Source organism: Sphingomonas sp. Y38-1Y, from assembly GCF_032391395.1.
Classification (GTDB): domain Bacteria; phylum Pseudomonadota; class Alphaproteobacteria; order Sphingomonadales; family Sphingomonadaceae; genus Sphingomonas.
Genome location: NZ_CP135916.1, coordinates 3262615 through 3289287, shown reverse-complemented (window position 1 = coordinate 3289287; position 26673 = coordinate 3262615). Strand labels below are relative to the sequence as shown.

General features: G+C 68.7%; 23 protein-coding genes. 16 read left to right on the top strand and 7 right to left on the bottom strand.

Features of this window, described 5'->3' with window-relative positions; translation table 11 throughout:
* Positions 1-48 precede the first annotated feature (48 nt).
* The 6 genes from RS883_RS15595 to RS883_RS15570 all read right to left on the bottom strand — a co-directional run bounded on the left by RS883_RS15595 (position 49) and on the right by RS883_RS15570 (position 5515).
* The gene (locus RS883_RS15595; protein WP_315765168.1) at positions 49-219 is read right to left on the bottom strand and encodes a (2Fe-2S)-binding protein; all 171 of its coding nucleotides are present in this window, start codon (positions 217-219) and stop codon (positions 49-51) included.
* A 55-nt stretch (positions 220-274) separates the two neighbouring features.
* Positions 275-1441 carry a DUF418 domain-containing protein gene (locus RS883_RS15590; RefSeq protein WP_315761100.1) on the bottom strand — a complete coding sequence of 389 codons (1167 nt, stop codon included), beginning with the start codon at positions 1439-1441 and terminating at the stop codon, positions 275-277.
* A gap of 62 nt (positions 1442-1503) precedes the next feature.
* Positions 1504-3720, bottom strand: a complete 2217-nt coding sequence (gene purL, locus RS883_RS15585; protein ID WP_315761099.1) for a phosphoribosylformylglycinamidine synthase subunit PurL — start codon at positions 3718-3720, stop codon at positions 1504-1506.
* Positions 3721-3769: 49 nt separating this feature from the next.
* Complete coding sequence (locus tag RS883_RS15580) at positions 3770-4315, bottom strand: sugar O-acetyltransferase (RefSeq protein WP_315761098.1); 546 nt, start codon at positions 4313-4315, stop codon at positions 3770-3772.
* A complete protein-coding gene (arsC, locus tag RS883_RS15575; RefSeq protein WP_315761097.1) occupies positions 4312-4656 on the bottom strand; it encodes an arsenate reductase (glutaredoxin) in 345 nt (114 codons plus the stop codon). The genes RS883_RS15580 and arsC overlap by 4 nt, the downstream gene beginning before the upstream one ends.
* Before the next feature lie 103 nt (positions 4657-4759).
* Complete coding sequence (locus RS883_RS15570; RefSeq protein WP_315761096.1) at positions 4760-5515, bottom strand: class II aldolase/adducin family protein; 756 nt, start codon at positions 5513-5515, stop codon at positions 4760-4762.
* 103 nt (positions 5516-5618) lie between these two features.
* On the opposite strand from RS883_RS15570, the gene RS883_RS15565 reads away from it, so the two are divergent.
* Positions 5619-5876, top strand: a complete 258-nt coding sequence (locus RS883_RS15565; RefSeq protein WP_315761095.1) for a hypothetical protein — start codon at positions 5619-5621, stop codon at positions 5874-5876.
* A 105-nt stretch (positions 5877-5981) separates the two neighbouring features.
* On the opposite strand, the gene RS883_RS15560 is transcribed toward RS883_RS15565, so the two are convergent.
* Complete coding sequence (locus tag RS883_RS15560; protein ID WP_315761094.1) at positions 5982-7376, bottom strand: helix-turn-helix domain-containing protein; 1395 nt, start codon at positions 7374-7376, stop codon at positions 5982-5984.
* A 218-nt stretch (positions 7377-7594) separates the two neighbouring features.
* On the opposite strand from RS883_RS15560, the gene RS883_RS15555 reads away from it, so the two are divergent.
* From RS883_RS15555 to RS883_RS15485, 15 genes are all read left to right on the top strand, one after another.
* Positions 7595-9121, top strand: coding sequence for an acyl-CoA carboxylase subunit beta (locus tag RS883_RS15555; protein WP_315761093.1), 1527 nt, complete (start codon positions 7595-7597; stop codon positions 9119-9121).
* A gap of 49 nt (positions 9122-9170) precedes the next feature.
* Positions 9171-9458 carry a hypothetical protein gene (locus tag RS883_RS15550; RefSeq protein WP_315761092.1) on the top strand — a complete coding sequence of 96 codons (288 nt, stop codon included), beginning with the start codon at positions 9171-9173 and terminating at the stop codon, positions 9456-9458.
* Complete coding sequence (locus RS883_RS15545) at positions 9455-9673, top strand: hypothetical protein (protein ID WP_315761091.1); 219 nt, start codon at positions 9455-9457, stop codon at positions 9671-9673. The genes RS883_RS15550 and RS883_RS15545 overlap by 4 nt, the downstream gene beginning before the upstream one ends.
* Position 9674: 1 nt before the next feature.
* Positions 9675-10115: a methylmalonyl-CoA epimerase gene (gene mce / locus RS883_RS15540; RefSeq protein WP_315761090.1), complete on the top strand. Its 441-nt coding sequence runs from the start codon at positions 9675-9677 to the stop codon at positions 10113-10115.
* Positions 10116-10221: 106 nt separating this feature from the next.
* Complete coding sequence (locus tag RS883_RS15535) at positions 10222-11007, top strand: enoyl-CoA hydratase-related protein (RefSeq protein WP_315761089.1); 786 nt, start codon at positions 10222-10224, stop codon at positions 11005-11007.
* 89 nt (positions 11008-11096) lie between these two features.
* Positions 11097-13241 (top strand): methylmalonyl-CoA mutase, encoded by a 2145-nt coding sequence (gene scpA / locus RS883_RS15530; protein WP_315761088.1) that lies wholly within the window; start codon positions 11097-11099, stop codon positions 13239-13241.
* The gene (gene bioB / locus RS883_RS15525; RefSeq protein WP_315761087.1) at positions 13238-14251 is read left to right on the top strand and encodes a biotin synthase BioB; all 1014 of its coding nucleotides are present in this window, start codon (positions 13238-13240) and stop codon (positions 14249-14251) included. Before scpA ends, bioB begins: the two co-directional genes overlap by 4 nt.
* Positions 14245-14616, top strand: a complete 372-nt coding sequence (locus RS883_RS15520; protein WP_315761086.1) for a lysozyme inhibitor LprI family protein — start codon at positions 14245-14247, stop codon at positions 14614-14616. Before bioB ends, RS883_RS15520 begins: the two co-directional genes overlap by 7 nt.
* A gap of 172 nt (positions 14617-14788) precedes the next feature.
* The gene (locus RS883_RS15515; protein ID WP_315761085.1) at positions 14789-16900 is read left to right on the top strand and encodes an acetyl/propionyl/methylcrotonyl-CoA carboxylase subunit alpha; all 2112 of its coding nucleotides are present in this window, start codon (positions 14789-14791) and stop codon (positions 16898-16900) included.
* Between the two features lie 448 nt (positions 16901-17348).
* Positions 17349-18905: a TolC family protein gene (locus tag RS883_RS15510; RefSeq protein ID WP_315761084.1), complete on the top strand. Its 1557-nt coding sequence runs from the start codon at positions 17349-17351 to the stop codon at positions 18903-18905.
* Entirely contained in the window at positions 18902-20632 is a 1731-nt protein-coding gene (locus tag RS883_RS15505; RefSeq protein WP_315761083.1) for a type I secretion system permease/ATPase, read from the top strand. Before RS883_RS15510 ends, RS883_RS15505 begins: the two co-directional genes overlap by 4 nt.
* A 16-nt stretch (positions 20633-20648) precedes the next feature.
* Positions 20649-21989, top strand: a complete 1341-nt coding sequence (locus RS883_RS15500) for an HlyD family type I secretion periplasmic adaptor subunit (RefSeq protein WP_315761082.1) — start codon at positions 20649-20651, stop codon at positions 21987-21989.
* Positions 21986-23293 (top strand): TolC family protein, encoded by a 1308-nt coding sequence (locus RS883_RS15495; protein WP_315761081.1) that lies wholly within the window; start codon positions 21986-21988, stop codon positions 23291-23293. The genes RS883_RS15500 and RS883_RS15495 overlap by 4 nt, the downstream gene beginning before the upstream one ends.
* Positions 23278-25425, top strand: coding sequence for an ATP-binding cassette domain-containing protein (locus RS883_RS15490; protein WP_315761080.1), 2148 nt, complete (start codon positions 23278-23280; stop codon positions 25423-25425). The genes RS883_RS15495 and RS883_RS15490 overlap by 16 nt, the downstream gene beginning before the upstream one ends.
* Positions 25425-26585 carry an HlyD family type I secretion periplasmic adaptor subunit gene (locus tag RS883_RS15485; protein WP_315761079.1) on the top strand — a complete coding sequence of 387 codons (1161 nt, stop codon included), beginning with the start codon at positions 25425-25427 and terminating at the stop codon, positions 26583-26585. Before RS883_RS15490 ends, RS883_RS15485 begins: the two co-directional genes overlap by 1 nt.
* The last annotated feature ends 88 nt before the right edge of the window (positions 26586-26673 follow it).

Genomic DNA, 26673 nt, shown 5'->3' with positions numbered 1-26673 from the left:
GATACCCGAAGAATGGCGGAAATCTGCGGTTTTTCGCTGTTGCGAGTGTCAGGCAGCAGCGCGCTCTGCATCGATAATAGCTCGCGCAAACGGCACGCACTGGCCGCACTTGGCCTGGCATCCGAGCGCGCGATACGCCTGGCAGGCGCTCATCGCACCGCCGCGCGCGGCCTCGCGCACTTCCCGTTCACGGATTGCATTGCAAACGCAGACGACCATAAGCACCCTCGCTATTGCGAATCGTTCTAACCGTCTGATCGCTTGACCACAAGCCTTAATGCGTCGCGTTCGCAAGTTTTGCCGATGCAGCTCGCCACACGCCTTCCAGCGGCCCGACGCGATGGCGCGCCAGCCACCAGCGCGATCCCCACAGCATCCCCGCCATCGTGGCCGCAACGACGAGGTAAAGCTCGGCACGGCCGATGCGGCCGAAAAGGGCCAGACCGTATCCGTAGAAGATCGTCGTCAGCACGAGACTGGTGGCGAGATAGTTGGTGAAGGCCAACCGGCCGACCGCTGCGAGCCGCTCGATGAAAGCCGCACCGGCAAAGCGCCGCGCCAGCCAGAGCAGCAGCGCGAGATGCGCGAGCGCGGTGGCGACGCGAAAGGGGATCGACCAGGCGATGAAATTGCCCATCAGCACCGCGGGATCGAAGTCCGAGGCAAAGCCCCAGAGCGTCAGCGCCGCCAGACCCGGCATGCCGATCCCATAGCCCCACGCCATCGTCCGCCGGAGCGCCGCGTCCGACCATCCGCCGGTCAGCGCGCCCGCCCGGCACAGCGCCATGCCGAGCAGCATGTAGCCCAGCGTCTCACCGCCCGCGAACTGGAGCAGGCGGATCGGCGTGTCGCCGCGCGGGCCCATGCGAAAGGCAACCGCTTCGAGCCAGCCGCTACGATAGGCGGCTAGTTCTGCCGCCGTCGACGCGCTTCCCGCCTGCGGAAAGCTGGCGAACAACGCGCGGTACCCGGCGACGAGGCTGGCGGACGCATCCGGCGCCTGCGCCGCGGCGCGAAAGGCAAAAACCGCGCCGAACTGGAGGCTGAGCAACAGCGTGTGCAGCGCAAGCACGACGATCGCCGCCCGCGCCAGCCGCCCCGCCGACCAGTCCCACGCGACCGGCAGCAGGCAGCCGAGGATCGCATAGTGGAGCAGGATGTCGCCGTTCCACACGAGATAGCCGTGGGCGAGCCCGAACAGCGCGAGCACGGCCATCCGGGCATAATGCCGGCGGGCCCGATGCTCGGCGCGAGCGGCCCCAAGCAGCACGCCGGCGCCGAACAGCAGCGCGAGCAGGCCGCGCATCCGCCCCTCGAACAGCATCTGGTTGATCGCCCATGCGCCAAGGTCGGCCGGCCGCGCCGGCCCCCACGCAAGCGGGTTGGTGTACGCGTCGCTCGGCATCGCGAACGACACGATGTTGAGGAGCAGGATGCCCATCACCGCCGCCCCCCGCGCGACATCGAGGCCGAGGACGCGGGGTGGGGGCGTGGTGTCCGGCGTCAGGCGGCGACCTCGCCCTGCATCAGCCGGGGGAAGAAGCCCTCATGGCCGGCGCGCAGGTCGGCGAGCGTGACGGTGAAGTCGCCCGCTTCGGTCTCGAACACCAGCCGGTCCTTGATCGTGCGACCGAGCAGATCGGCGGGCACGTCGGCGCGCTCGGCATCGGCCATGAAGTCGGCCATGCACTGGTCGCAGACGGTGACGACGTACAGGCCCTGGTCCTCGCCGAAGAAGCTTTCGGCAAGCCCGAACGGCTGCACCGCGTCAACCAGCGCGCCGATGCCGCTTGCCAGCGCCATCTCCGCGACGGCGACCGCCATGCCGCCATCGGCGACGTCGTGGCACGCACGGATCGCGCCCTTGCGGATCTGTTCGCGGATGAAGTCGCCGGTGCGCTTCTCGGCCTTGAGGTCGACGGGCGGCGGCGGGCCGTCCTCGCGCCCGTGGAGCTCGCGCAGCCACACCGACTGGCCGAGATGGCCCATCCGCTCGCCCACCAGCATGATCGCGTCGCCGGTGCGGCGAAAGCCGATGCCGACCGACTTCTGCCAGTCGGGCATCAACCCGACGCCGCCGATCGCGGGCGTGGGCAGGATCGCCGAGCCGCCGCCGGTCGCCTTCGATTCATTGTAGAGCGACACGTTGCCGCTGACGATCGGGAAGTCCAATGCGCGACACGCCTCGCCCATCCCCTCCAGACAGCCGACGAGCTGGCCCATGATCTCGGACCGTTGCGGATTGGCAAAGTTGAGGCAGTTGGTGACGGCAAGCGGCGTCGCACCGACACAGGTCAGGTTGCGCCACGCCTCGGCGATCGCCTGTTTGCCGCCCTCGACCGGGTCGGCGAAGCAGTAGCGCGGTGTGCAGTCGGTGGTGATCGCCAACGCTTTTTCGGTGCCGTGGACGCGCACGACCGCGGCGTCGCCGCCGGGGCGCTGAACGGTGTCGGCGCCGACCATGTGGTCATACTGCTCCCAGATCCAGCGCCGGCTGGCGAGGTCGGGCGAGGCCATCAGCCGCAGGAGATCGGCGGCAATGTCCTCGCTCTCGGGCGCGTCGGTCAGCTCGGGGCGGGGCGGGGTGGGGACGTGCGGCCGGTCATAGAGCGGGGCATCGTCCGCCAGCGGGGCGAGCGGGATGTCGGCGACGGTCTCGCCCTGCCACTTGAGCACCATGCGGCCGGTATCGGTGACGGTGCCGATGACGGCGAAGTCGAGTTCCCACTTGCGGAAGATCGCCTCCGCCTCGGCCTCGCGGCCAGGCTTCAGCACCATCAGCATCCGCTCCTGGCTTTCCGACAGCATCATCTCGTACGGGGTCATCCCCGTCTCGCGCTGGGGGACGTTGTCCATCACGAGTTCGATGCCGACGCCGCCCTTCGACGCCATCTCGACCGACGAGCTGGTGAGGCCGGCGGCGCCCATGTCCTGGATCGCGACGATCGCGTCGCTGGCCATGAGTTCGAGGCACGCCTCGATCAGCAGCTTTTCGGTGAAGGGGTCGCCGACCTGCACGGTCGGGCGCTTCTCGTCCGACTTGTCGTCGAAATCTGCCGACGCCATCGTCGCGCCGTGAATGCCGTCGCGGCCGGTCTTGGACCCGACATAGACCACCGGATTGCCGATGCCCGCGGCGGCCGAATAGAAGATCTTGTCCTGCTGCGCGATACCGACGGTCATCGCGTTGACCAGGATGTTGCCGTCATAGGCGGGGTGGAAATTGACCTCGCCCCCTACGGTGGGCACGCCGACGCAGTTGCCGTAACCGCCGATGCCGTGGACGACGCCCGCGATCAGGTGGCGCATCTTGGGATGATCGGGGCGGCCAAAGCGTAGCGCGTTCATGTTGGCGACCGGCCGCGCGCCCATGGTGAACACGTCGCGAAGGATGCCGCCCACGCCCGTCGCCGCGCCCTGATAGGGTTCGATGTAGGAGGGGTGGTTGTGCGACTCCATCTTGAAGATCGCGGCCTGATTGTCGCCGATGTCGATGACGCCGGCATTTTCGCCCGGGCCGCAGATCACCCAGGGCGCCTCGGTCGGCAGCTTCTTCAGGTGGATGCGGCTGGATTTATAGCTGCAATGCTCGGACCACATGACCGAGAAGATGCCGAGTTCGGTGAGGTTGGGCTCGCGGCCGAGCGCCTTCAGGACGCGCTCATATTCCTCGGGGGAAAGGCCGTGCTCGGCGACGATCTCGGGCGTGATCTGGGTCATGCGCGCAGCCTCTAGCGGCGTGCGCGGCCCTCGTCATCCCCCGCAGGAGTCATCCCCGCACGCGCGCGGGATTGCCGACGACGGTCGCGCCGGCGGGGACGTCGCGCGTGACGACCGCGCCCGCGCCGACGATCGCACCGTCGCCGACGGTCACGCCCGGGCACAGGATCGCGCCGCCGCCGATCCAGACGTCGGCGCCGATCGTCACCGGCCGGCCGAACTCGATCCCCGCCGCGCGCGAGGCGCAATCGCGCGGGTGGTCGGCGGCATAGATCTGGACCTTGGGCCCGATCTGCGTGCGGTCGCCGATGGTGACGCGGCACACGTCGAGGATGACGCAGTCGAAGTTGAGGAACACGCCCTCGCCCAGGCGCACATTGACGCCATAGTCGACGAAAAAGGGCGGCCGGACGACACAGCGAGGGCCGACCGCGCCGAGACCCTCGCGCAGCAGCGCCTCCCGCTCGGCCGCGGGCAGGGTGTAGCTCCCGGCGTAGCGCGCCATCCACTCGCCCGCCGCCGCCAGCTTCGCGGCGATGTCTGGGGCGTGCGGGTCGTAAGGCTCGCCCGCGACCATGCGATCCCATTCGCTCAAAGGAGGTCCCGCACCTTGTCCTGCGGACGGCAGAGCGCGGCACCCTTGTCGGTTTCGACCAGCGGGCGCTCGATCAGAATCGGGTGCGCCATCATCGCCTCGACGATCGTCATATTGTCGGCGTTGAGCAGGCCCATCTCGGCCGCGAGCGGCTCCTTGGCGCGCAGGCCCTGGCGCGGGGTCATGCCGGCGCGCTCGTAGAGGCGACGAAGTTCCTCGCGAGTCGGCGGAGTCTTGAGATACTCGATGACGGTCACCTCGACGCCCGGCGTCTCCTCGAGGATCGCCAGCGTCTTGCGCGAGGTGCCGCAGCGCGGATTGTGCCAGATCGTCGCCTTCATGGTGCGGCGGGTAGTCGCGCGCAACCGCAAGGTCCACCCTGACGCGTCACCCCGGACCCTTCGACAAGCTCAGGACAGGCTTGATCCGGGGTGACGTGAACGATCAGTCCCGCCAGCTCGGATCGATGCGGTCGACCTTTCGCACCATCGCGGCGAAGTCGGCGGCGCCGGGGCCGCCAGGGGCCTGCGCCTGGAACAGGTCGCGCTGGTGGACGGCGATCACCTCGGCCGGCACCTCGATCGGGGTGCCCATGCTCATCGTCGCGAGCTGGATCTCGCAGGCACGCTGAAGCGACCAGTGACGCAGGAACGCCTCGGGCAGCGTGCGGCCCATCGCGACGATCCCGTGATTGCGCAGCAGCATCGCCCGCTTGTCGCCCAGATTGGCGACGAGCCGCGCACCCTCTTCGTCGCGGACGGTCACGCCCTCGAAATCATGATAGGCGATCTGGCCGGTAAAGCTCGCCGCATAGAAGTTGATGGGGCGAAGGCCGCCTTCCAGCGAGCTGACCGCCATGCCCGCGGTGGTGTGCGTGTGCATGATGCAGTGCGCGTCGGGAAGGTGGCGGTGGAACACCGCATGCTGGACGAACCCCGCGCGATTGACCGGGTGGGGCGATCCGCACAGCTTGTTGCCGTCGATGTCGATCTTGACGAGGCTGGAGGCGGTGACCTCGCTGAAATGCAGCCCGAACGGGTTGATGAGGAACGCGCCCTCCTCGCCCGGTACCTTCAGCGTGATGTGGTTGTAGATCATCTCGGACCAGCCGAGCATGTCGAACACGCGGTAGCAGGCGGCGAGCTGCAGCCGCGCCTCACGCTCTCGATCGGGGCTCGCCTCGCGGATCGCGGTGGCCATCGCATCTCTCCTCGTCCTGTTTGCCGCGCATCCTGCCACGGGCGGCGGGGCGGGGGCAACTCGCTCGCGTTTCGCCGGTTAAGCCATTGAGAGGAGAGCGAACATGGCTGAAGACGATCGCAGGATGCACGAGGGCGACACGCCCGGCCTGAACCCCGGCCGCGGGCACGAGCGGCACGAGGAGCCCGTCACCGCCGCGGATGCGATCGGTGCCGATGACGACAACGCGCCGCCCGACGGCCCGGTGGGCGATGTCGACGCGGTCGGCGACGGGCAGGACCAGGACAGCGCGCTGGGCGGCGACGTGGCAACCCAGAGCGGCACCGGGCCGACGCCGGAGGAAGAGCGGTCACGCCTTTAGAGAGTCAAAGCGGGACCCCGGCTCAAGGCCGGGGTGACGAGAGATCGGGGAGCGGGCACCAAGATCGTCATCCCGGACTTGATCCGAAATCCCGCTTCCTCGGTGCTACTCGAACCCATACGGCACCACGCCGCGCGCGTCGGGATCGATCGCGATCGCCGACGCCGCGGGTGGGAACGCTCGCTGATCGCAGGTCGTGCGCGGGCAGATGCGGCACGAACTGCCGATCGGCGTCACGCCGCTCGTGGGGGGCAGCGCGTCGGCATAGACGAACGCCTCACCATGCGCGGCCTCACACCCCAAGGTCACCGCATAGCGGCGCGGCGCGCGGGCGAAGCTGCCCGAGGGTTTGACGAGCCCCTTGGCCATGATGACGTAGCGGGCGCCGTCGGGCGTTTCGGCGCGCTGGACGAGGATCCGGTCGGGGATCGCCGCCGCCTCATGGACGATCCAGAGCGGACAGGCGCCGCCGAACCGCGCGAACTGGAGCGGCGTCGCCGAATGCCGCTTGGTGATGTTGCCCGCCATGTCGACGCGGCAGAAGAACATCGGCACGCCCTCCGCCCCCGGCCGCTGAAGGGTGGACAGACGATGGCACGCCTGCTCGAAGCTGACGCCGAAGCGCTCGCGAAGCCGGTCGATGTCGTGGCGCTCGGCCCGCGCCGCCTCACGGAACGCGGCATAGGGCATGGTCAGCGCCCCCGCGGCATAGTTGGCGAGGCCGACCGACAAGAGCGCGCGCGCGGCCGGATCGCCGAGCCCCGACCCCGCGACCGTCGCATCGATCTCCCCCGCCAGCTCCAGCCGGGCGAGCTGGTGCGCGAGCTGGAACCCCGCGCTTTCGGGCGGCAGCGCGCGGTCGAGGCGGAGGGTGCGGCGCGCGGGATCATAGGCACGCAGCCCGCCGCCCGCTTCGCCGCGCTCGATCGTCACGCGGTGGCGTGAGCGCAGCCGTTCGGCGATCGCACGCGCAGGCGCCGCGTCGCCGGGGAAGCGCGCGACGAGCGCCTCCGCGCCGCGGTCGATCGTGTCGACATAGTTTCCGGCGTCGTGGAACCAGTCGCGCACGCTCTCCCAGGGCTGGCGCGCGGCATTCTCGCCCGAATCGACGCGGTCGTCGAGCACGCGCACCTGCGCCTCGACCCGGGCATAGGCGGCGTGGAGCGCGACCAGTCGCCGCGCGAGTTGCGGCTGCTGGCGAAGCGCGCGGGTGAGGCCCGGGTCGGGCTCTGCCACCCCCTCGATCCGCGGGTCGGTGGCGGCGGCAAGGGCGGCGGCGGCGAGCGTCGCGTCCTCGCCGATCCTCCCCCAATCCTGCGGAAAGGCGCGGGCGAGCGCAGCGAGCACGAGTTCGGTCAGCGGCCGGTCGCCATTCTCGATCTGCGACAGGTAGCTGGTCGAGATGCCGAGCCGCTGGGCCGCCAGCGCCTGGCTGAGGCCGTGGCGGCGGCGCAGCGCGCGGAGCTGATGGCCGGCGAACAGGCGACGGGGCGGGGGCATTCCAAGACCTTTCTACAAACCCGTTCGGTTCGAGCGAAGTCGAGAACACCCGCCGAGCGGAGCCGAGGCCGACTTCTCGCTTCGCTCGAACACGTGTCTCGACTTCGCTCGACACGAACGGCGGTGTTTGCAAACATGATCTCAGAAGGTTTGCAACATCGCATTTGCCTTTTCCCTGCCCGCCCGCGATGAAGCGCGGGCAGATAGCGGGAGTGCGCATGTCCTCGACGATCGCCGAACTCGAACGCCGCCGCGACGCCGCCCGCCTGGGTGGCGGCCAGAAGCGCATCGACGCCCAGCATGCCAAGGGCAAGCTGGCCGCGCGCGAACGGCTGGACGTGCTGCTCGACCAGGGGTCGTTCGAGGAGCTCGACATGTATGTCGAGCATAATTGCGTCGACTTCGGCATGCCGGACCAGGTGGTGCCCGGCGACGGCGTCGTCACGGGGTCGGGCACGATCAACGGCCGCCTCGTTTTCGTGTTCAGCCAGGACTTCACCGTGTTCGGCGGCTCGCTGTCGGAACGGCACGCGCAGAAGATCTGCAAGATCATGGACATGGCGATGAAGGTCGGCGCCCCCGTGATCGGCCTCAATGACAGCGGCGGCGCGCGCATCCAGGAGGGTGTCGCGTCGCTGGGCGGCTATGCCGAGGTGTTCCAGCGCAACGTGCTGGCATCGGGCGTCGTGCCGCAATTGTCGCTCATCATGGGGCCATGCGCGGGCGGTGCCGTGTATAGCCCCTCGATGACGGACTTCATCTTCATGGTGAAGGATTCGTCGTACATGTTCGTCACCGGCCCGGATGTAGTGAAGACCGTCACGAACGAGATCGTCACGCAGGAGGAACTGGGCGGCGCGGTGACGCATACCACGAAGTCGGGGGTCGCCGACGTGGCCTTCGACAACGATATCGAGGCGCTGCTCGCGGCCCGCGACTTCGTGGACTTCCTGCCTGCCTCGAATCGTGAGGCGCCGCCGGTACGGCCGTCGGACGATCCGTGGGACCGGATCGAGGGCAGCCTCGACACGCTGATCCCGCCGTCGGCCAACATGCCCTATGACATGCACGAGCTGATCCGGAAGGTCGTCGACGAGGGCGACTTCTTCGAGGTGCAGCCCGCGCACGCCGCCAACATCCTCACCGGCTTCGGCCGGATCGAGGGGCGAACGGTCGGCATCGTCGCCAACCAGCCGATGGTGCTGGCCGGCGTGCTCGACATCAATTCGTCGAAGAAGGCGGCGCGGTTCGTGCGCTTCTGCGACGCGTTCGAGATCCCGATCGTCACCTTCGTCGACGTGCCCGGCTTCCTGCCCGGCGTCGGGCAGGAGCACTCGGGCATCATCAAGCACGGCGCCAAGCTGCTCTTCGCCTATGCCGAGGCGACCGTGCCCAAGATCACCGTCATCACGCGCAAGGCCTATGGCGGCGCATACGACGTGATGGCGTCGAAGCATCTGCGCGGCGACCTCAACTATGCCTGGCCCACCGCCGAGATCGCGGTGATGGGTGCCAAGGGCGCGGTCGAGATCATCTTCCGCGGCCGCACGCCTGAGGAAATCGCCGAGCGCACCGCGGAATACGAGGCCCGCTTCGCGAACCCGTTCGTCGCGGCCTCGAAGGGCTTCATCGACGAGGTCATCCTGCCGCATTCCACGCGCCGCCGGATCGCGCTGGGCCTGCGCAAGCTGCGCGGCAAGCAGCTCGAGAACCCGTGGAAGAAGCATGACAACATTCCGTTGTGAGCGAGATCCGCAATCCTTATAATGTCCTTGTAATGGCAAGGAGGCGGTGATGCAGACCGAACGGGTGACTTTCCTTACGACGCCCGCCCACAAGGCGGCGCTCGATGCGTTTGCGGCGAGCCAGGGCAAGTCGATCGGTCATGTCGTGCGCGAGGCGACAAGCGAATTCATCAGTCAGCCTTCGCCCGACGACGAGGCGGCGTTCGCCGCGCTGGTCAGCGAGGTGAATCTTGCGGTGCCCAAGATCAGCGCTTCGATCGAGCGGATGATCGCAACGCTCGACAAGAATCACGCCGAAACCGACGCTTTCCTGCGCGAAATGGGCGTGCGCAAATGAGCTTTCTGAGTGATGCTGCCGCCGCGTTGAAGAACGTCGTCCTGATGCAGTCGAGCATCGAGCGGCTCGAGCGCACGATCGAGCGGCAGGATCGCGATATCGCCGGCCTTCGCGACGCCATGTCTATGCTGCGCGAGCGGCTCGTCCGGGTCGAGACGATCATCGACGAAGCCCGCGCCGATGCCCGCAGCCGTCGCGCATTGCCGGAGGACTGAGATGATCCTCGGCCGCCTCAACCATGTCGGCGTCGCGACGCCGTCGATCGACGACAGCATCGCCTTTTATCGCGACGTGATGGGGGCGACCGCGATCGGCGAGCCGTTCGACCTGCCGGCACAAGGCGTCCGGGTGTGTTTCGTTGACACCCCTCCTTCGACAGGCTCAGGACGGGGAACGCAGATCGAGCTGATCGAGCCGCTGGGCGATGCCTCTCCGATCCGTGGGTTCATCGAGAAGAGCCCGGCGGGCGGGCAGCATCATGTCTGCTACGAGGTGCCGGACATCCACGCGGCCAAGGCGTGGTTCGAGGCGAAAGGCGTGCGTGTCCTCGGCGAGCCGCGGATCGGCGCGCACGGAACGCCGATCTTCTTCCTCCATCCGCGGGGCACAGGCGGCGTGCTGACCGAGATCATGGAAGCGCCGGGAGACGGGCATTGAGCGCGTTCAAATCTGCGCGTTCGTTTCGAGCGCAGTCGAGAAACGTTGGTCTGGAACAGGCTTCTCGACTTCGCTCGAAGCGAACGCAGGTGGAGGGGGCGATCTGATGGCTGCGTTCCATCACATCCTCGCCGAGCGGCGCGGTGACGTGCTGGTCGTCACACTCAACCGGCCGGACCGGCTGAATGCCGCGCCGCCGGCGATGTTCGACGAGCTTCGCGCGGCGATCGGCGCGCTGGACGGGGCGCGCGCGGTGCTGATCGCGGGGGCGGGGCGGGCGTTCTGCTCGGGCGCCGATGTCGGGAACGTCGCGCAGGCCGCGGGCGATCCGGGCGAGGCGACGTTCGAGGCGCTCTCCAATCACTACAACCCTGCGCTGCTGGCGATCGCCGAGCTGCCGGTGCCCGTGGTCAGCGCGGTGCGCGGCCCCGCCGCCGGCATCGGGTGCAGCCTGGCGCTTGCCGCCGATTTCTGCGTGGCGAGCGACACCGCCTATTTCCTCCAGGCGTTCGTCAACATCGGCCTGGTGCCCGACGGCGGCGCGACGTGGATGCTGCCGCGATTGATCGGGCGCGCGCGTGCCGCCGAGATGATGATGCTGGGCGAGCGGGTGCGCGCCGACACCGCGCTCGACTGGGGGATGATCCACAAGGTCGTCGCCGACGAAACGCTGGACGAGGCCGCGTTCGCGCTGGCCGAGCGGCTGGCGGCGGGGCCGACCGCGGCGCTGGGGCTGATGCGGCGTGCGGTGCACCGGGCGGCGGAGAGCGACTATGCCGCGGCGATGCACGCCGAAGCGCAGGCGCAGCGCGCCGCGCGCGGCACCGCTGACTCGCTGGAGGGCGGGATGGCGTTCCTCCAGAAGCGCAAGCCCGAGTTCAAGGGCGCCTGACCGGCGTTCGTTTCGAGCGAAGTCGAGAAACGCTCGGATGTGGCAAGCAATGGCTTCTCGACTGCGCTCGAAGCGAACGGATTATTTCAATGACCAATGACAAACCCACCCCCGCCGACTGGAAGGCGCTTGCCGACAAGGAGGTGAAAGGCCGCGACCTGACCTGGCAGACGCCGGAGGCGATCGCGGTGAAGCCGCTCTACACGGCCGACGACGTGGCCGGGATCGATCCCGGCCTGCCCGGCTTCGCGCCGTTCACGCGCGGCGTTCGGGCGTCGATGTATGCCGGCCGGCCCTGGACGATTCGACAATATGCCGGCTTCTCCACCGCCGAGGAATCGAATGCCTTCTACCGCCGCAACCTGGCCGCGGGCCAAAAGGGGCTGAGCGTCGCCTTCGACCTTGCCACCCACCGCGGCTATGACAGCGACCATCCGCGCGTGGTCGGCGATGTCGGCAAGGCGGGCGTCGCGATCGACAGCGTCGAGGACATGAAGATCCTGTTCGACGGCATCCCGCTCGACCAGATGAGCGTCAGCATGACGATGAACGGCGCGGTGATCCCGATCCTCGCCTTCTTCATCGTCGCGGGCGAAGAGCAGGGCGTTCCGCAGAAGCTGCTCGACGGAACCATCCAGAACGACATCCTCAAGGAGTTCATGGTCCGCAACACGTACGTCTATCCGCCCGCGCCATCGATGCGGATCATCTCGGACATCATCGCCTACACGTCCGAGCACATGCCCAAGTTCAACTCGATCTCGATCTCCGGCTATCACATGCAGGAGGCGGGGGCGACGCAGGTGCAGGAGCTTGCCTTCACCATCGCCGACGGCAAGGAATATGCGCGGGCCGCGATGGCGGCGGGGCTGGACATCGACAAGTTCGCCGGGCGGCTGTCGTTCTTCTTCGCGATCGGCATGAACTTCTTCATGGAGATTGCCAAGCTGCGCGCTGCACGCACGCTGTGGCACCGCGTGATGACCGAGCTCGGCGCGAAGGACGAGCGCTCGAAGATGCTGCGCACGCACTGCCAGACGAGCGGCGTGTCGCTCCAGGAGCAGGACCCCTACAACAACGTCATCCGCACCGCGGTGGAGGCGATGGCGGCGGCACTGGGTGGCACGCAGAGCCTCCACACCAATGCGCTGGACGAGGCGATCGCGCTGCCCACCGACTTTTCCGCGCGGATCGCCCGCAACACGCAGATCGTGCTGCAGGAAGAGACCGGGATCACCAAGGTCGTCGATCCCCTGGGCGGTAGCTATTATGTCGAGGCGCTGACGAAGGAACTGGTCGACCGCGCGTGGGAGATCATCGAGCGCGTCGATGCCGAGGGCGGGATGGCCAGGGCGGTGGATGCCGGCTGGCCCAAGGCGATGATCGAGGAAGCCGCCGCCGCCCGCGCCGCGCGCGTCGACCGCGGCGAGGACGTGATCGTCGGCGTCAACAAGTATCGGCTGAAGGACGAGGACCCGGTCGAGATCCTCGACATCGACAACCAGGCCGTCCGCCAGAGCCAGATCGCGCGCATCAACCGTGTCCGCGAGACCCGCGACGAGGCGGCGTGCCAGTCGGCGCTCACCGCACTCCGCGAAGGCGCCGTGGCCAATGCCAATCTGCTGGCGCTTGCGGTCGAGGCGGCGCGGGCGCGCGCGACGCTCGGCGAGATTTCGGCGTCGATGGAGATCGTGTTCGGACGATACGGCACGCAGCCGACGCCGGTCAGCGGCGTCTATGGCGGCGCCTATCAGGGCGATGCACGCTGGTCGCGGCTGACCGACGGCGTCGCCGCGACCGAGCGGCGGCTTGGGCGCAAGCCGCGGATGCTCGTCGCCAAGATGGGGCAGGACGGGCACGACCGCGGTGCCAATCTCGTCTCCTCGATGTTTGGCGATCTGGGGTTCAAGGTGGTGCCCGGCCCCTTGTTCCAGACGCCGGAGGAGGCGGCCAGGCTCGCGATCGAGCAGGATGTCGACGTCGTCGGCGCGTCCAGCCTGGCGGCCGGGCACAAGACGCTGATTCCCGAGCTGATCGGGCATCTGAAGGACGCGGGTCGCACCGACATCCGCGTGATCGCGGGCGGGGTGATCCCCGCGCAGGATTACCAGTATTTGCGCGACGCCGGGGTCCAGGCGATCTTCGGCCCGGGAACCAACCTGATCGCCGCAGCGGAGGAAGTGCTGCGGCTGCTGGGCCATAACATGGCGCCGCATTCGGAGACGGCGGAATGAACGAGATGACCACGATTCAGGCGGTGAGCGAGCGGTGGAGCCGCGACGACATCGCCGCGCTCTACGACCTGCCCTTTATCGAACTCGTGTTCCGCGCGGCCGAGGTCCATCGCGCCAATCACCCGGCAAATCAGGTCCAGCGATCGACGCTCCTGTCGATCAAGACCGGCGGCTGTCCGGAGGATTGCGGATACTGCAACCAGGCCGCGGGCGCGGAGACGGGGCTCAAGGCCACCAGGCTGATGGACGTGCGCGCGGTGATGCAGGCGGCGGCTGAGGCCAAGGACAATGGCTCGACGCGCTTCTGCATGGGGGCCGCGTGGCGCAATCCCAAGGACCGCGACATGCCCGCAATCGTCCAGATGGTGAAGGGCGTGCGCCAGATGGGGATGGAAACCTGCATGACGCTCGGCATGCTGACGCCGGCCCAGGCTGACCAGCTCGCCGAGGCGGGGCTCGACTACTACAACCACAACATCGACACCTCGCCCGAGCATTATGCCAAGGTCATCACGACCCGGACGTTCGAGGACCGGCTGGACACGCTCGAATCGGTGCGTGCGGCCGGGATCAACGTCTGTTCGGGTGGCATCGTCGGATTGGGCGAGACGCGCGCCGACCGTGTCGGCTTCATCCACGCGCTCGCCAACCTGCCCACGCCGCCGGAAAGCGTGCCGGTGAACGCGCTGGTGCCGGTCAAGGGCACGCCGCTCGGTGACATGCTCGCCGACACGCCGATGGCGAAGATCGACGATATCGAGTTCGTTCGCACCGTCGCGGTCGCGCGCATCACCATGCCGTCGAGCATGGTGCGCCTGTCGGCGGGCCGCGAGAGCATGGGCGAGGCGACACAGGCCCTGTGCTTCATGGCCGGCGCGAACTCGATCTTCACCGGCGACAAGCTGCTGACGACGGGCAATGCCGGCGACGATGCCGATGCAGCGCTGTTCGCGAAGCTTGGGCTGACCGCGATGGCGGCGGCGCCGACACAGGAGAAATGCGGATGCTGAGCCTGCTCCTCGCCGCTGCCCTCGCGCAGCAATGCGGCGCATCGGGCAACCAGGCCGAGCTCAACGCCTGTGCCGCCAGCGACTATCAGCAGGCGGACAAGGCGATGAACGCGCAGTGGCGCGTGACGCTGGCCAAGCTGCGCGCCAACGACCGCGAGAATGGCGACGATGGCTTCGGCCCGCCGACCGCCGAGCTGTTGTTGAAGTCGCAGCGCGCCTGGCTCGCCTATCGCGACGCCGAGTGTAAGCTGGCGTCTCAGGAAGCGCGCGGCGGATCGATGCAGCCGATGCTGCAATCAGGCTGCCTCGCACGCCTGACCGAGGCGCGGACGATGGCGCTCAAAGAATTGATCGAGGAGCGGTGACGCTTCTCCCTGCCCTCGTCACCCCGGACTTGTTCCGGGGTCCACCGATCCACGCTGGCGATCCGTCCGGCGGCACGGTGGATGCCGGAACAAGTCCGGCATGACGGTTGTGGCGTTAAGAGCGAATTCAACGACCGGCATGTTCAGGGCCGGCGACCAAGGCAGGGGTAGGATGTTCAACAAGATCCTCGTCGCCAATCGCGGCGAAATCGCGTGCCGGGTTTTCCGCACCGCCAAGCGGATGGGGCTGAAGACCGTCGCGGTCTATTCGGACGCCGATGCGCGCAGCCCGCACGTGCTGATGGCCGACGAGGCCGTCCGCCTCGGGCCTGCGCCGGCGGCGGAGAGCTATCTCAAGGCCGAGCTGATCCTGCTCGCCGCCAAGGAGACCGGCGCCGACTGCATCCATCCCGGCTATGGCTTCCTGTCCGAGCGTGAGAGCTTCGCCCGGGCGTGCGCGGAGGCGGGGATCGCCTTTGTCGGCCCGCCGCCGAACGCGATCGCGGCGATGGGCGACAAGATCGAGTCGAAGAAGCTCGCCAAGGCCGCCGGCGTCAACGTCGTGCCCGGCTTCCTGGGGGAGATTGCCGATACCGACGAGGCGGTGCGGATCGCATCGGACATCGGCTATCCGGTGATGATGAAGGCGTCGGCCGGCGGCGGCGGCAAGGGGATGCGTCTCGCCTGGTCCGAGCAGGACGTGCGCGAGGGGTTCGAGGCGACCAAGCGCGAGGGGCTGGCGAGCTTCGGCGACGACCGCGTGTTCATCGAGAAGTTCATCGAACAGCCGCGTCATATCGAGATTCAGGTGCTGGGCGACCAGCACGGCAACATCGTCTATCTCGGCGAGCGCGAATGCTCGATCCAGCGCCGCCATCAGAAAGTGGTCGAGGAAGCGCCATCGCCCTTCGTCACGCCCGACATGCGCCGCAAGATGGGCGAACAGGCGGTCGCGCTGGCACGGGCGGTCGAATATCATAGCGCGGGCACGGTCGAGCTGATCGTGTCGGGCGCGGACACCACCGGCGACGGCTTCTACTTCCTCGAGATGAACACCCGGCTTCAGGTCGAGCATCCGGTGACCGAGGCGATCACGGGCCTCGACCTTGTCGAGCAGATGATCCGCGTCGCCGCGGGCGAGCCGCTGGGGTTCGGCCAGGACGACGTGAAGCTGAACGGCTGGGCGATCGAGAATCGGGTGTACGCCGAGGACCCGTATCGCGGCTTCCTGCCGAGCACCGGGCGGCTGGTGCGCTACGCACCGCCGGCGGCGAGCGACACGCCCTACACGACCCTTCGATACGCCGCTTCGACAAGCTCAGCGGCTACTCAGGGCGAACGGATGGAAGAGACCCCGTTCGTCCTGAGTAGCGGACTGAGCGAAGGCGAAGGCCGCGTATCGAAGGACGGCTATATCCGCATCGACGATGGCGTCGCCGAGGGGGGCGAGGTCAGCATGTTCTATGACCCCATGATCGCCAAGCTCGTCACCTGGGCGCCGACGCGCGATGAAGCCGCCGACCTTCAGGTTGCGGCGCTCGACCGGTTCGTGGTCGAGGGCGTGGGCAACAATGTCGATTTCCTGTCGGCGCTGATGCAGCATCCGCGCTTCCGATCGGGCGCATTGACGACGGGATTCATCGCCGAGGAATATCCCGAGGGCTTCACCGGTGCCGAGACCGGCGGCGGCCTCAAGCGCAAGCTTGCCGCGCTGGCCGCTGCGATTGCCGAGCGGACCGCGGCGCGGGCGCGGTCGATCGGCGGGCAGCTGGGCGATACGCTGGCGGCGCCCAGCGCGTGGCAGGTGCGGATCGGCGGCGATGATTTCGACGTCGAGCTCGGCGAACATTTGACCATCGATGGCGAGCGCGTCGACCTCGACCATGATTACCGTCCCGGCACCCGCCTCGTCACCGCCACGATCGATGGCGAGCCGCTGTCGGTACAGGTCCAGCCCGTCCGCGCCGGCTGGCGGCTGACGACGCGCGGCGCCAGCCATGTCGTGCGCGTGCTGCCCGCGCATGTCGCGCCGTTCGCGCGGCACATGATCGAGAAGCTGCCGCCCGACACCTCCAAGTTCCTGCTCTGCCCGATGCCCGGCCTGCTCACCCGCCTGGAGGTGGGCGAGGGCGACCGGGTCGAGGCGGGACAGCCGCTGGCGGTGGTCGAGGCGATGAAGATGGAGAACATCCTGCGCGCCGAACGCGCCGGCACCGTCGCGCGCGTCAATCACCAGCCCGGCGACAGCCTGGCCGTCGACACCGCCATCCTAGAGTTCGAGTAAGCATGCGCGCGCATCGGCGCCGTGTCCTGCACGGGATCGGCGCCAATGTTGCACCGCAACTTGGACGCCAAGTCATTGGCGCCGGCCCAAAGTCACGGCAACTGGACCGGTTTCCCCGCAGCGAAGCGACTGCTTGACCGACCAAGTAGAAGTGCGGCCCACTTCGGCTCGGCGCGCTGCCGATTCTACGTGCTTTACACCCAATTAGCGGACCGTTAATTCCGCGCGACGACGGACGGGATCGGGGGGCGAGACTCGGCCAAGTCGTAAGTGGGGGCCGCAGCGATGCGGCGGGGATATCGCCCAAGGGTCCGGTACGCGGCGACGCGGCCAGGATCGCGTGGTGGTTTCCCGTGTGGGAGCGGGTGTTTTGCGTGTTGAGCCACGGCGGCTGGCCGCGTTCTTGATTGCCGGAAGCTGCCTTTCCGCCGCGCCATGCGAGGGTCAGGTGGCGCCGCCGCCGATCGGTGGATCGCCGCTCGTCGTCAACCCGCAGTCGGGCGCGACGCCGCCGCTACCTGCACCGCAGACACTGCCACCGCCGCCCGCCACGACGATGCCCGTAACCGCGGCGTCGGTGCCGTCCACGTCGGCCACGCCGCCGATCACGCTTCAGCCGGTACGCGGCCAGACCCCCGACCAGCCGCCGCGCTTTCAGGAGGGTGCCCGCAACCGCGGCGACGTGCTGCCGGCGCCCAGCGGCGACCCGCTGCGCATGGACACCCGCAACGACCCGATCCTGGCGATCGCGCGCGAGGCGGGCAACCGCGCCGCCTTCGACCGAGCGATCCAGTCGGCGGTCGAGCGGCATCCATCGGTGGACGAGGCAGTCGCGCGTCAGGACGAGGCGCGCGCCGCCCGCAACGAGGCACGCACGCTCGAACTGCCCGTCGTCGACATGTCGATGAGCTATTTCAACGTGCTCACCCGGCAATTCTCCGACGATCCGCAGAACGTGCTGGAGCGGTCGCGCCCGCGCGAGCGCACCGACCAGATCCTGCGCGTGCAATGGCCGATCTTCGACTTCGGCACCGCCAAGGCGCGGATCGGCGCGGGCAACCAGCGGCTGCGCGCCGCGACCGCGGGGATCGACGACGTGTCGACGCGGCTGGCGCTTCAGGGCGTGCAGGCCTGGTACCAGGTCTACGGCTATCGCGCGCTGGTGCGTCTGTCGGAGGCGTTCCTCGCCAACCAGACCGACCTGCGCGGCGCGATCGACGACCGCATCAAGCAGGGCGTGTCGGCGCCTGGCGACAAGGCGCAGGTCGAAAGCTACATCGCCGCCGCCCAGACGCAGCTTGCCGGTTTTCGCCGCAACCTGGCGCAGGCAGAGGCGCAGTTCCAGCAGGTGACGGGAGCACCCGCGCCAGTGGCGCTCGGCCGCGCGCCGGCGGCGGAGGGCGTCAACGTCACCCGCGACCGGGCCGAGGCGGACTCGGCCAACACCCCGCCCGTCATCGCCGCGCGGCGACAGGCGGAGGCGGCACGATACGACCTGCGCGCGGCCAAGGCGGATGCATTGCCCGGCGTCGCGCTCGGCCTGGACACCGGGCGCTATGGCCTGTTCGAGAATGCCGGCGACTATGACGTGCGCGGCAGCGTGACGGTCAGCCACCGCATCCTCGGCGGCGCCGACCAGCGCGTCGATCAATATGCGGCGCGTGCCCGCGGCGCCGAGGCGTCGTTCGAGCGAGTCAAGCTGGAGGCGGCGCGTGATGCCGCCATCGCCTGGTCCGATGTCGGCGCGCTCAGCGAATCATCTAGCGCGATCGAAGCCAATTATCTCGCGACGCGCCAGTCGCGCGACGTGCTGGTCGAGCGGTTCCGCGTGGCGCGCGGCACGCTGTTCGACGTGCTCGCCGCCGAGACCAACTATTTCAACGTCGCCACCCGTTATATCGAGACCGTGACGGAGCTCGATATCGCCCGCTACACGCTGCTCGCCCGCACCGGGCGACTGCTGGACACCTTCGGCATCGCGCCGGCCACGACGGACAGGAAATGAGCGACCCCAATCTGATCGAGGCTCGCCCCCCGCGGTTCGCCGCCTGGCTTGCCGAGCCGATGCTTCGCAACCGCGGCATGTTCATGAAGGTGGCGCTGGCGGCGGTGCTGCTCAACATCTTTGGGCTGGTGATCTCGCTGTTCACGATGACGGTCTATGACCGTGTCGTCCCGAACCTTGCCTTCGACTCGCTGACCGCGCTGTCGATCGGCGTTGCGATTGTGCTCGTCTTCGACTTCATCCTGCGCATCCTGCGGGCCTATTTCGTCGATATCGCTGGCGCCGACATCGACCGGGAAATCGGCGGCAACGTGTTCGACCGAATGATGCGCATCCGCCTGGACATGAAGCGCGGATCGGTCGGGCAGCTATCGGGACTGATGCGCGAGCTGGAGACGCTGCGCGACTTCTTCGCCTCGGCCACGCTGACCGCAATCGTCGACGTGCCCTTCATCATCCTGACGTTGATCTTCATCGGCTTCATCGGCGGACCCATCGTGTTCATCCCGCTGATCCTGGTGCCGATCGTGATCGGCGCGGGATACCTGACGCATCCGGCACTGGACCGTCTTTCGGCGAAGTCGATGGCGGGTGGCCTCTCCAAGCAGTCGGTGCTGGTCGAATCAATCGGCTCGCTGGAGATGGTCAAGACCTCGGGCGCGCAGAAGCTGCTCGAGAAGCGCTGGATGAAGGCGATCGACGATCACGCCGACAGCTCGATGCGGCAGCGGCTGATCTCGACGATCGCGGTGACGATCGCGACCAGCGCCAACAGCGCCGCTTATATGGGCGTGGTCGTGATGGGCGTGTTCCTGATCGCCGAGCGCGAGCTGACCACCGGCGGCCTCGTCGCCTGCTCGATCCTGGCGGGCCGCGCGGTGCAGCCGCTGGCGCAGATCGCGCAGTTGATGAGCCGCATCTCCGCGACGCGCACCGCCTATCGCCAGCTCAACGGGTTGATGTCTGTCCCGTCGGAGGGGCCGATCGGCCAGCCGCTCTATCCCGGCCGGTTCGAGGGCAAGATCGAGCTCAAGAACATCAGCTTCAAATATCCCGGCGCCTCGGAAAAGACGCTCGACAATTTCACCTTCACCGTCGAGCCGGGGCAGCGCGTCGCGCTGATCGGCCGGGTCGGGTCGGGCAAGTCGACGGTCGCGCGGCTGATGCTCGGCCTCTATCAGCCGCAGGAAGGGCTGGTGCTGATCGACGGCACCGATATCCGCCAGTTCGATACCGATGGCCTGCGCGCCAATATCGGCACCGCGCTTCAGGAAACGGTGCTGCTGTCGGGCACGGTGCGCGAGAACATCTCGCTCGACCGCCCGCATATCGACGATGGCGAGATGCTGCGCGCGTCGCAGCTGTCGGGCGCGCACAGCTTCATGGGCCAGATCACCAACGGCTACGACCTCCTCCTCGCCGACCGCGGCGAGGGGCTGTCGGGTGGGCAGCGCCAGTCGATCACGCTGGCGCGTGCGCTCGCCGGCAAGCCGCCGATCCTGATCTTCGACGAGCCGACCAGCGCGATGGATTCGCAGACCGAAGCGGCGCTGATCGACCGCCTGAGCGAAGAGATGAAGGGCCGGACGCTGGTGATGATTACCCACCGTTCCGCGCTCCTCAAGCTCGCCGACCGCATCGCCATCGTCGAGGGGGGCAAGGTGATCGCCGACGGCCCGCGCGACGCGATCCTGCAACAGCTCAACCGCCCGCGCGCGGCGGCCTGAACCCGGACCCGGCATCATGAACATGGAACGCTCGCTGCCCGTCCCCGTCGAGAATCGCGGTGTGGTGCATCTGGAGGACCGCGTCGGTGCGATCCGGCCGAAGTCGGCGTCGAACATCCTCCTCTGGACGATCGCGGCGTTCTTCGTGCTGTTCGTCGCTTGGGCGGCGCTGACGCAGATCGACCGGACGGTGCGCGGATCGGGGCGGATCGTCCCCGGATCGCGGCTCCAGGTCGTCTCCAATCTGGAGGGCGGGATCGTCGAGGCAATCCTGGTCAAGGCGGGCGACGTGGTGAAGAAGGGACAGGCGCTGATCCGCCTGGATCCCACGCGCACCGGCGCGGAGCTCGGCACCAACGAAGTGACGGTGGGCGCGCTCCAAGCCAAGATCGCGCGGCTGTCGGCCGAGGTGATGGGCCGCGAGCCGCGCTATGCCGCCTCGACCGATCCCACCGTCAACGAGCAAATCGGCATCGAGCGCTCGCTTCACGCCAGCCGCATGGCCGATCTGGGCGCCGCCACCGCCGCGGGCGAGGCGCGGGTCAATCAGTGGCAACGCGCGGTCGCGGAGGCGCAGGCGACCTATGAGGCGCGTGCCGGCGCGCTACGCAGCCTGGAACAGCAGCTCGGCCTGATCCGCCCGCTGGTCGATCGCGGGATCGAGCCGCGGCTCCAGCTCGTCACGCTGGAGAACAACGCTGCGGTCGCGCGCAGCGACATGGCTGCGGCGCAGGCGGCGATCGCCCGTGCACAGGCGAGCGTCGCGGAGGCGCGCTCGTCGCTTAACCAGGTCCGCCAGGATTGGCGCGCCACCGCGGCCAGCGAATTGGCGGCGGCGCAGGCGGAAATGACCGCCAAGCGCCGCGTGACCCCCGCGCTTGCCGACGCAGTCCGCCGCGCCACCGTCACCGCGCCGCTCGACGGCCGCATCAACCGCGTGCTTGTCTCGACCGTGGGCGGCAGCGTCGGATCGGGCGCGCCGCTGGTCGAGCTGGTGCCGAGCGAGGACCTGTTGATGGTCGAGGTTCAGGTCAATCCGAAGGACATCGGCTTCGTTCGCCTCAACCAGCCCGCACGCATCAACATCTCCGCCTATGACTCGGCGATCTACGGTTCGATGGACGGCAAGGTCGTGACGATCTCCCCCGACGCGGTGGTCGAGGAGCGGACGGGTCAGAGCTATTACATCGTCAAGGTGCAGGCCGATGGCGCGACGATGAAGGGTCCGCGCGGCGAGAACCTGCCGCTGGGGCCGGGCATGACCGTCGAGGCCAGCCTGCTCGGCGACAAGCGCTCGGTGCTCAGCTACGTCTTCACGCCGATCACGCGCCTCAGCGAGCGCGCGTTCCGCGAATGAGGCTGGCTCGCCGCCTCCTCCTGGCGGCGCTGGTCGGGCATGCGGGTGCGGCGGCGCAGACGCTCGGCCCGCCCGATCCGCGCAGCGCGCCCGCGACCGAGCAGGCGACGCCCCGCCCGCCCGCGGTCGGCCCGGCGCTGTACGAGGCCGTGCAGCGCGCAACCGACAGCTATCCGGCGGTTCAGTCGCAGCGCGGATCGGTCCGCGCCGCCGACCAGGAGATCCGCGCCGCCAAGCAGCTCGCCCTTCCGCGATTCGGCGTGCAGGGCGTTGCGCTGGGAACGGGCGACGGTCTGGGCAGCCAGCTCGTCGCCGACCAGCCCGTCTATACCTTTGGCCGGATCGGCGCGCAGGTCGACCGCGCGCGCGCCGAGCGGATGGCGCGGGCGGGGCAGGTGGACGAGACCGTGCTGCGCCTCGCGCTCGACGTCACCGACGCCTATTTCACGATCGCCCGGCTGGCGCGGCGGGCGTCGATCCTGGAGGCGAATCTCAAGAACCTCGACACGCTGGTCGGCTCGATCCGCAACCGTGTCGATGCGGAGGTGAGCCCGGCCACCGACCTGGCGCTCGCGCGGTCGCGGGCATCGCAGACGCAGCAGGAGCTGGCGCTGACCCGCGCGCAGCAGCAGGCGGCGGTGGCGCGCATCCGCCAGTTCCTGGGCGACGCCAGCTACGATCCGGGGGCGGTGCCGACCTATGATCCCGCGATCCACCATCCGCAGATCGCCGACGCGATAGAGGCGGCGCGGCGGTGCAGCCCCGCCCGTGGCCGGCTCGCGGCGCAGGCGATGGTCGCGCAGGCCGATGCGCGGATCGCGCGGAAATCGCTGCTGCCGCAATTGTCGGCACAGGCAAGCTACAACGACATCGTCGGCGCGCGCGTCGGCCTGGCGGTGACGGCGCAGACGCAAGGCGGGCTCTCCGACCTTCGCCGCGCCGATGCCGCACGCGAACGGGCGAGCGCGGCCGGCATCGACGTCCAGACCGCCGAGCGCGAGACGATCGAGCAGGTGAGCGCGGACCTGGTCGAGAACGCCGCCGCGCGCGATCGCATCGATGCGAGCAAGGACGCCGCCGACACCGCCGACCAGGTGACGGCCAGCTTCTATCGCCAGTTCGTCGCCGGGCGGCGCACCTGGCTCGACGTGATGAACGCGGTGCGCGAGGCGGCGCAGGCGCGGCTGGGCGAATCGGACGCGGAGATCACCGCGATGGCCTCGTCCGCGCGCCTGCTGCTGCGAACCTGCACCTGGCAGCCGCAAGGCAGGTTACTAGGGGAACCGGCATGGCCGAGCGACTGACCGACATCGTCGCCGAATTCGCGCGCCTGATGGGCGTGCAGCTTGCCCCGCAATGGCGCGACCGGCTGGGCGGCAGCATCGGCGACGACCGCGAGGCGCTCGCCCGCCTCTGCGGAGAGCTGGGCTGGCAGCCGCCGGTGGTGCTCGACCGGCGCCCCCGCGCGCATGCGCTGCCCGCCGTCCTGTTCAGCGAGGATGGCGGCTGGGCGATCGCCGAGGCGTGGGAAGGTCCCGACTTGCTCCGCGTCCGCGCCGGCCATGCGGTCGAGACGCGGCCCTGGTCCGACGATCTGCGCTTCTTCCGCCTGCGCTTCCCCGACGCGATGCGCGGGGGTGCGGAGACGAGCGCCGCCCGCGTCTTCCGCAACGCCATCCTCCAGCGGCGCGGCGCGATTGGCACTGCGATGCTGGCGACGGCGATGGTCAACCTGATCGCGCTCGCCACGTCGCTCTTCTCGATGCAGGTCTATGACCGCGTCATCCCGCGTGCGGGCTATTCGACGCTCTGGGTGCTGACGGTCGGGGTGCTGGTCGCGCTGGCGCTCGACTTCCTCCTTCGCACCACGCGTTCGCTGATGATGGAGCGCGAGGCTGCCGATATCGACATGGAGGTCGGCGAGTATTTCTTCGCACGCGCGCAGGCGATCCGGCTGGATGCGCGCGGCGGCGGCATCGGCACCATGGCCGCGCAGCTTCGCGGGCTGGAGCAGGTGCGCTCGCTCTACTCCTCGGCAACCTTGTTCCTGCTCGCCGACCTGCCGTTCACGATCCTCTTCCTCATCGTCATCTGGGCGCTGGGTGGCATCGTCGTGCTCGTGCCGCTGGCGGTGTTCCCCGTCTCGATCGCGATCGCCTGGGCGTTGGCAAAGGGCATCCGCGATGCGACCGAGCGCGCGCAGGTGAGCTCCAACCGCAAGAACGGCCTGCTCGTCGAAAGCTTCGACGCGGCCGAGACGGTGAAGGCCAATCGCGGCGGCTGGTACATGCTGGCGCGCTGGAACCAGCTGATCGAATCGGTGCTCGCCGCCGACGAGCCCGTCCGCCGCTGGCAGGCGATCTCGATGTCGGTCTTCGCGATGCTCCAGCAGATGGCCTATGTCGGCGTGATCGCGTTCGGCGCGGTCCGCGTGACTGAGGGCGATCTGACCACCGGCGGCCTCGTTGCGGTCGCGATCATCGCGGGGCGGGTGAACGGCCCGCTGATCGCGCAGCTTCCCTCGATGATCGTGCAGTGGGGCTATGCGCGGTCCTCGCTGAAGCAGCTCGACGCCATCCTCGCCGCGCCGCAGGACCATCCGGCGGGGGCGGGCGGCCTGCGCCCCGACGTGCTGATCCCGTCGCTGCGCTTCGACCGGGTCGAGTTCGCCTATGCCGGGACGAAGGAGACGCTCAACATCGGTGCGCTTCGCATCGAGCCGGGTGAGCGCGTCGGCCTGATTGGCGGGATCGGATCGGGCAAGACGACGCTGCTGCGGATGATGGCGGGCCTCTATGCCCCGCAGCGCGGGTTGGTGCAGCTCGGTGGCCTCGACATGGCGCAGGTTGCCGAGGACGTGCTGCGCGGCGCGGTCGGCTATCTTCCGCAGGACGTGCGGCTGGTGAACGGGACGCTGCGCGACAACCTCCTGCTCGGTCTCGCCGATCCGGGCGATCAGGCGATCCTGGCGGCGGCGCGGCGGACGGGGCTGGCCGGGCTGATCGCCGCGCATCCGCTCGGTCTCGACCTCATGATCGCAGAGGGTGGGCGCGGGCTGTCGGGCGGACAGAAGACGCTGACGGGTCTCACCCGTCTGTTGCTGGCAGAGCCGTCGCTGGTGCTGCTCGACGAACCGACCGCCAATCTGGACCAGGGCACCGAAAGTGCGGTGATGAATGCGATCACCGAGAAGCTGACCGCCGAGACGACGTTGGTGCTGGTCACGCACAAGCTCGCGCTCCTCTCCATGACCGAGCGCGTCATCGTGATGGAGAATGGGCAGGTGCGCCTGGACGGTCCACGTGACGAGGTGCTCAAGCGGCTTCAGGCGAGCGGCGTCGCACAGGTGCAGCCCGCCGGCGGCCCCGGCGCGATCCGCGTGAGCCAGCCCGGCGGCGTCACGCAGGGCGGCACCGGCTTCAAGGGAGCGGCATGATGGCGCGGCGCGGGCGCAATCGCACGGCGGTGTGGGTCGTCGCGCTGGCGACGGTGACGATCATCGGCTTCGTCGCCTGGTCGTTCTGGGCGCGCCTCGACCAGATCACGCGCGCGCCTGGTCAGGTCATTCCGGCGGGCCGCGTCCAGGTCATCCAGTCCACCGACGGCGGCCAGATCGCGCAGATCGCGGTGCGCGAGGGCGACCACGTCAAGCGCGGCCAGATGCTGATGAAGCTTGCCACCGCGCGCGTCGATGCCGGGGTGGAGGAAGCAAGCTCCCGCGTCGCCAGCCTTCAGGCCCAGATCGCCCGGATCGAGGCGGAGCTGTTCAGCCGTCCGCTCCGCTTCCCGCCGCTGGCCGCGCGCTACCCCGATTACGTCGCCAACGAGCGGTTGCTGTTCCAGCGCCGCCGCGCCGCGCTCGCCGATCAGATCGCGGCGCTCGGCCAGACCGCCAGCCTGGGTCGCCAGGAGCTCGCGCTCAACCTGCCTTTGGTCAAGACAGGTGACGTCGCCCGGTCGGAGGTGCTCCGGATGGAGCGCGCGATCAGCGATACCGAGGGGCAGATCACCAACATCCGCAACAAGTACATCCAGGATCTCCAGGCCGAATATACCCGGGCCAAGGAAGAGCTGGTGACCGCGCAGCAGCAGTTCACGCAGCGAACGGCGGTGCGCGGCGATACCGAGCTGCGCTCCCCCGTCGACGGCATCGTCAAGAACGTCCGGCTGACGACGGTCGGCGGGGTGCTGCGCCCCGGCGACGAGGCGATGCAGATCGTTCCCACCGGCGACGAGCTGATCGTCGAGGCCAAGGTGCCGCCCGCCGACATCGCCTTCATCCGCGTGGGGCAGGGCGCGTCGGTGAAGTTCGACGCCTATGACAGCGCGATCTATGGCGCGGGGGAGGGGACGGTGACGTTCGTCAGCCCCGACACCCTGACCGAGCAGCGCGCGCAGGGCGGCGACCTCACCTTCTACCGCGTCCACCTCAAGGTCGACACGCGGCGGATGCGCGCGCCCAATGCCGGCGAGCGGATCGAGATTCAGCCCGGCATGACCGCGACCGCCGAGATCAAGACGGGCGAGCACACGGTGTTCCGCTACCTCACCAAGCCGATCACCCGCACGCTCTCGGAGTCGATGGGCGAGCGATAGCGCTCGTGCCCCGGCGGAGGCCGGGGCCCAGCTGGGAAGGCTCTAATTGGGCGCGTTTCGGCTTCAGCGCGCGTCCCCCAACTGGACC

Bases quoted from the DNA above. Each gene is read 5' to 3' on its own strand.
- RS883_RS15590 (WP_315761100.1), bottom strand. From the start codon at position 1,441: ATGGGCATCCTGCTCCTCAACATCGTGTCGTTCGCGATGCCGAGCGAC.
- RS883_RS15595 (WP_315765168.1), bottom strand. From the start codon at position 219: ATGGTCGTCTGCGTTTGCAATGCAATCCGTGAACGGGAAGTGCGCGAG.
- RS883_RS15560 (WP_315761094.1), bottom strand. From the start codon at position 7,376: ATGCCCCCGCCCCGTCGCCTGTTCGCCGGCCATCAGCTCCGCGCGCTG.
- RS883_RS15550 (WP_315761092.1), top strand. From the start codon at position 9,171: ATGCAGACCGAACGGGTGACTTTCCTTACGACGCCCGCCCACAAGGCG.
- RS883_RS15520 (WP_315761086.1), top strand. From the start codon at position 14,245: ATGCTGAGCCTGCTCCTCGCCGCTGCCCTCGCGCAGCAATGCGGCGCA.
- RS883_RS15535 (WP_315761089.1), top strand. From the start codon at position 10,222: ATGGCTGCGTTCCATCACATCCTCGCCGAGCGGCGCGGTGACGTGCTG.
- mce (WP_315761090.1), top strand. From the start codon at position 9,675: ATGATCCTCGGCCGCCTCAACCATGTCGGCGTCGCGACGCCGTCGATC.
- scpA (WP_315761088.1), top strand. From the start codon at position 11,097: ATGACCAATGACAAACCCACCCCCGCCGACTGGAAGGCGCTTGCCGAC.
- RS883_RS15515 (WP_315761085.1), top strand. From the start codon at position 14,789: ATGTTCAACAAGATCCTCGTCGCCAATCGCGGCGAAATCGCGTGCCGG.
- RS883_RS15485 (WP_315761079.1), top strand. From the start codon at position 25,425: ATGGCGCGGCGCGGGCGCAATCGCACGGCGGTGTGGGTCGTCGCGCTG.
- RS883_RS15490 (WP_315761080.1), top strand. From the start codon at position 23,278: ATGGCCGAGCGACTGACCGACATCGTCGCCGAATTCGCGCGCCTGATG.
- bioB (WP_315761087.1), top strand. From the start codon at position 13,238: ATGAACGAGATGACCACGATTCAGGCGGTGAGCGAGCGGTGGAGCCGC.
- RS883_RS15545 (WP_315761091.1), top strand. From the start codon at position 9,455: ATGAGCTTTCTGAGTGATGCTGCCGCCGCGTTGAAGAACGTCGTCCTG.
- RS883_RS15570 (WP_315761096.1), bottom strand. From the start codon at position 5,515: ATGGCCACCGCGATCCGCGAGGCGAGCCCCGATCGAGAGCGTGAGGCG.
- RS883_RS15495 (WP_315761081.1), top strand. From the start codon at position 21,986: ATGAGGCTGGCTCGCCGCCTCCTCCTGGCGGCGCTGGTCGGGCATGCG.
- RS883_RS15555 (WP_315761093.1), top strand. From the start codon at position 7,595: ATGTCCTCGACGATCGCCGAACTCGAACGCCGCCGCGACGCCGCCCGC.
- RS883_RS15500 (WP_315761082.1), top strand. From the start codon at position 20,649: ATGAACATGGAACGCTCGCTGCCCGTCCCCGTCGAGAATCGCGGTGTG.
- arsC (WP_315761097.1), bottom strand. From the start codon at position 4,656: ATGAAGGCGACGATCTGGCACAATCCGCGCTGCGGCACCTCGCGCAAG.
- purL (WP_315761099.1), bottom strand. From the start codon at position 3,720: ATGACCCAGATCACGCCCGAGATCGTCGCCGAGCACGGCCTTTCCCCC.
- RS883_RS15565 (WP_315761095.1), top strand. From the start codon at position 5,619: ATGGCTGAAGACGATCGCAGGATGCACGAGGGCGACACGCCCGGCCTG.
- RS883_RS15505 (WP_315761083.1), top strand. From the start codon at position 18,902: ATGAGCGACCCCAATCTGATCGAGGCTCGCCCCCCGCGGTTCGCCGCC.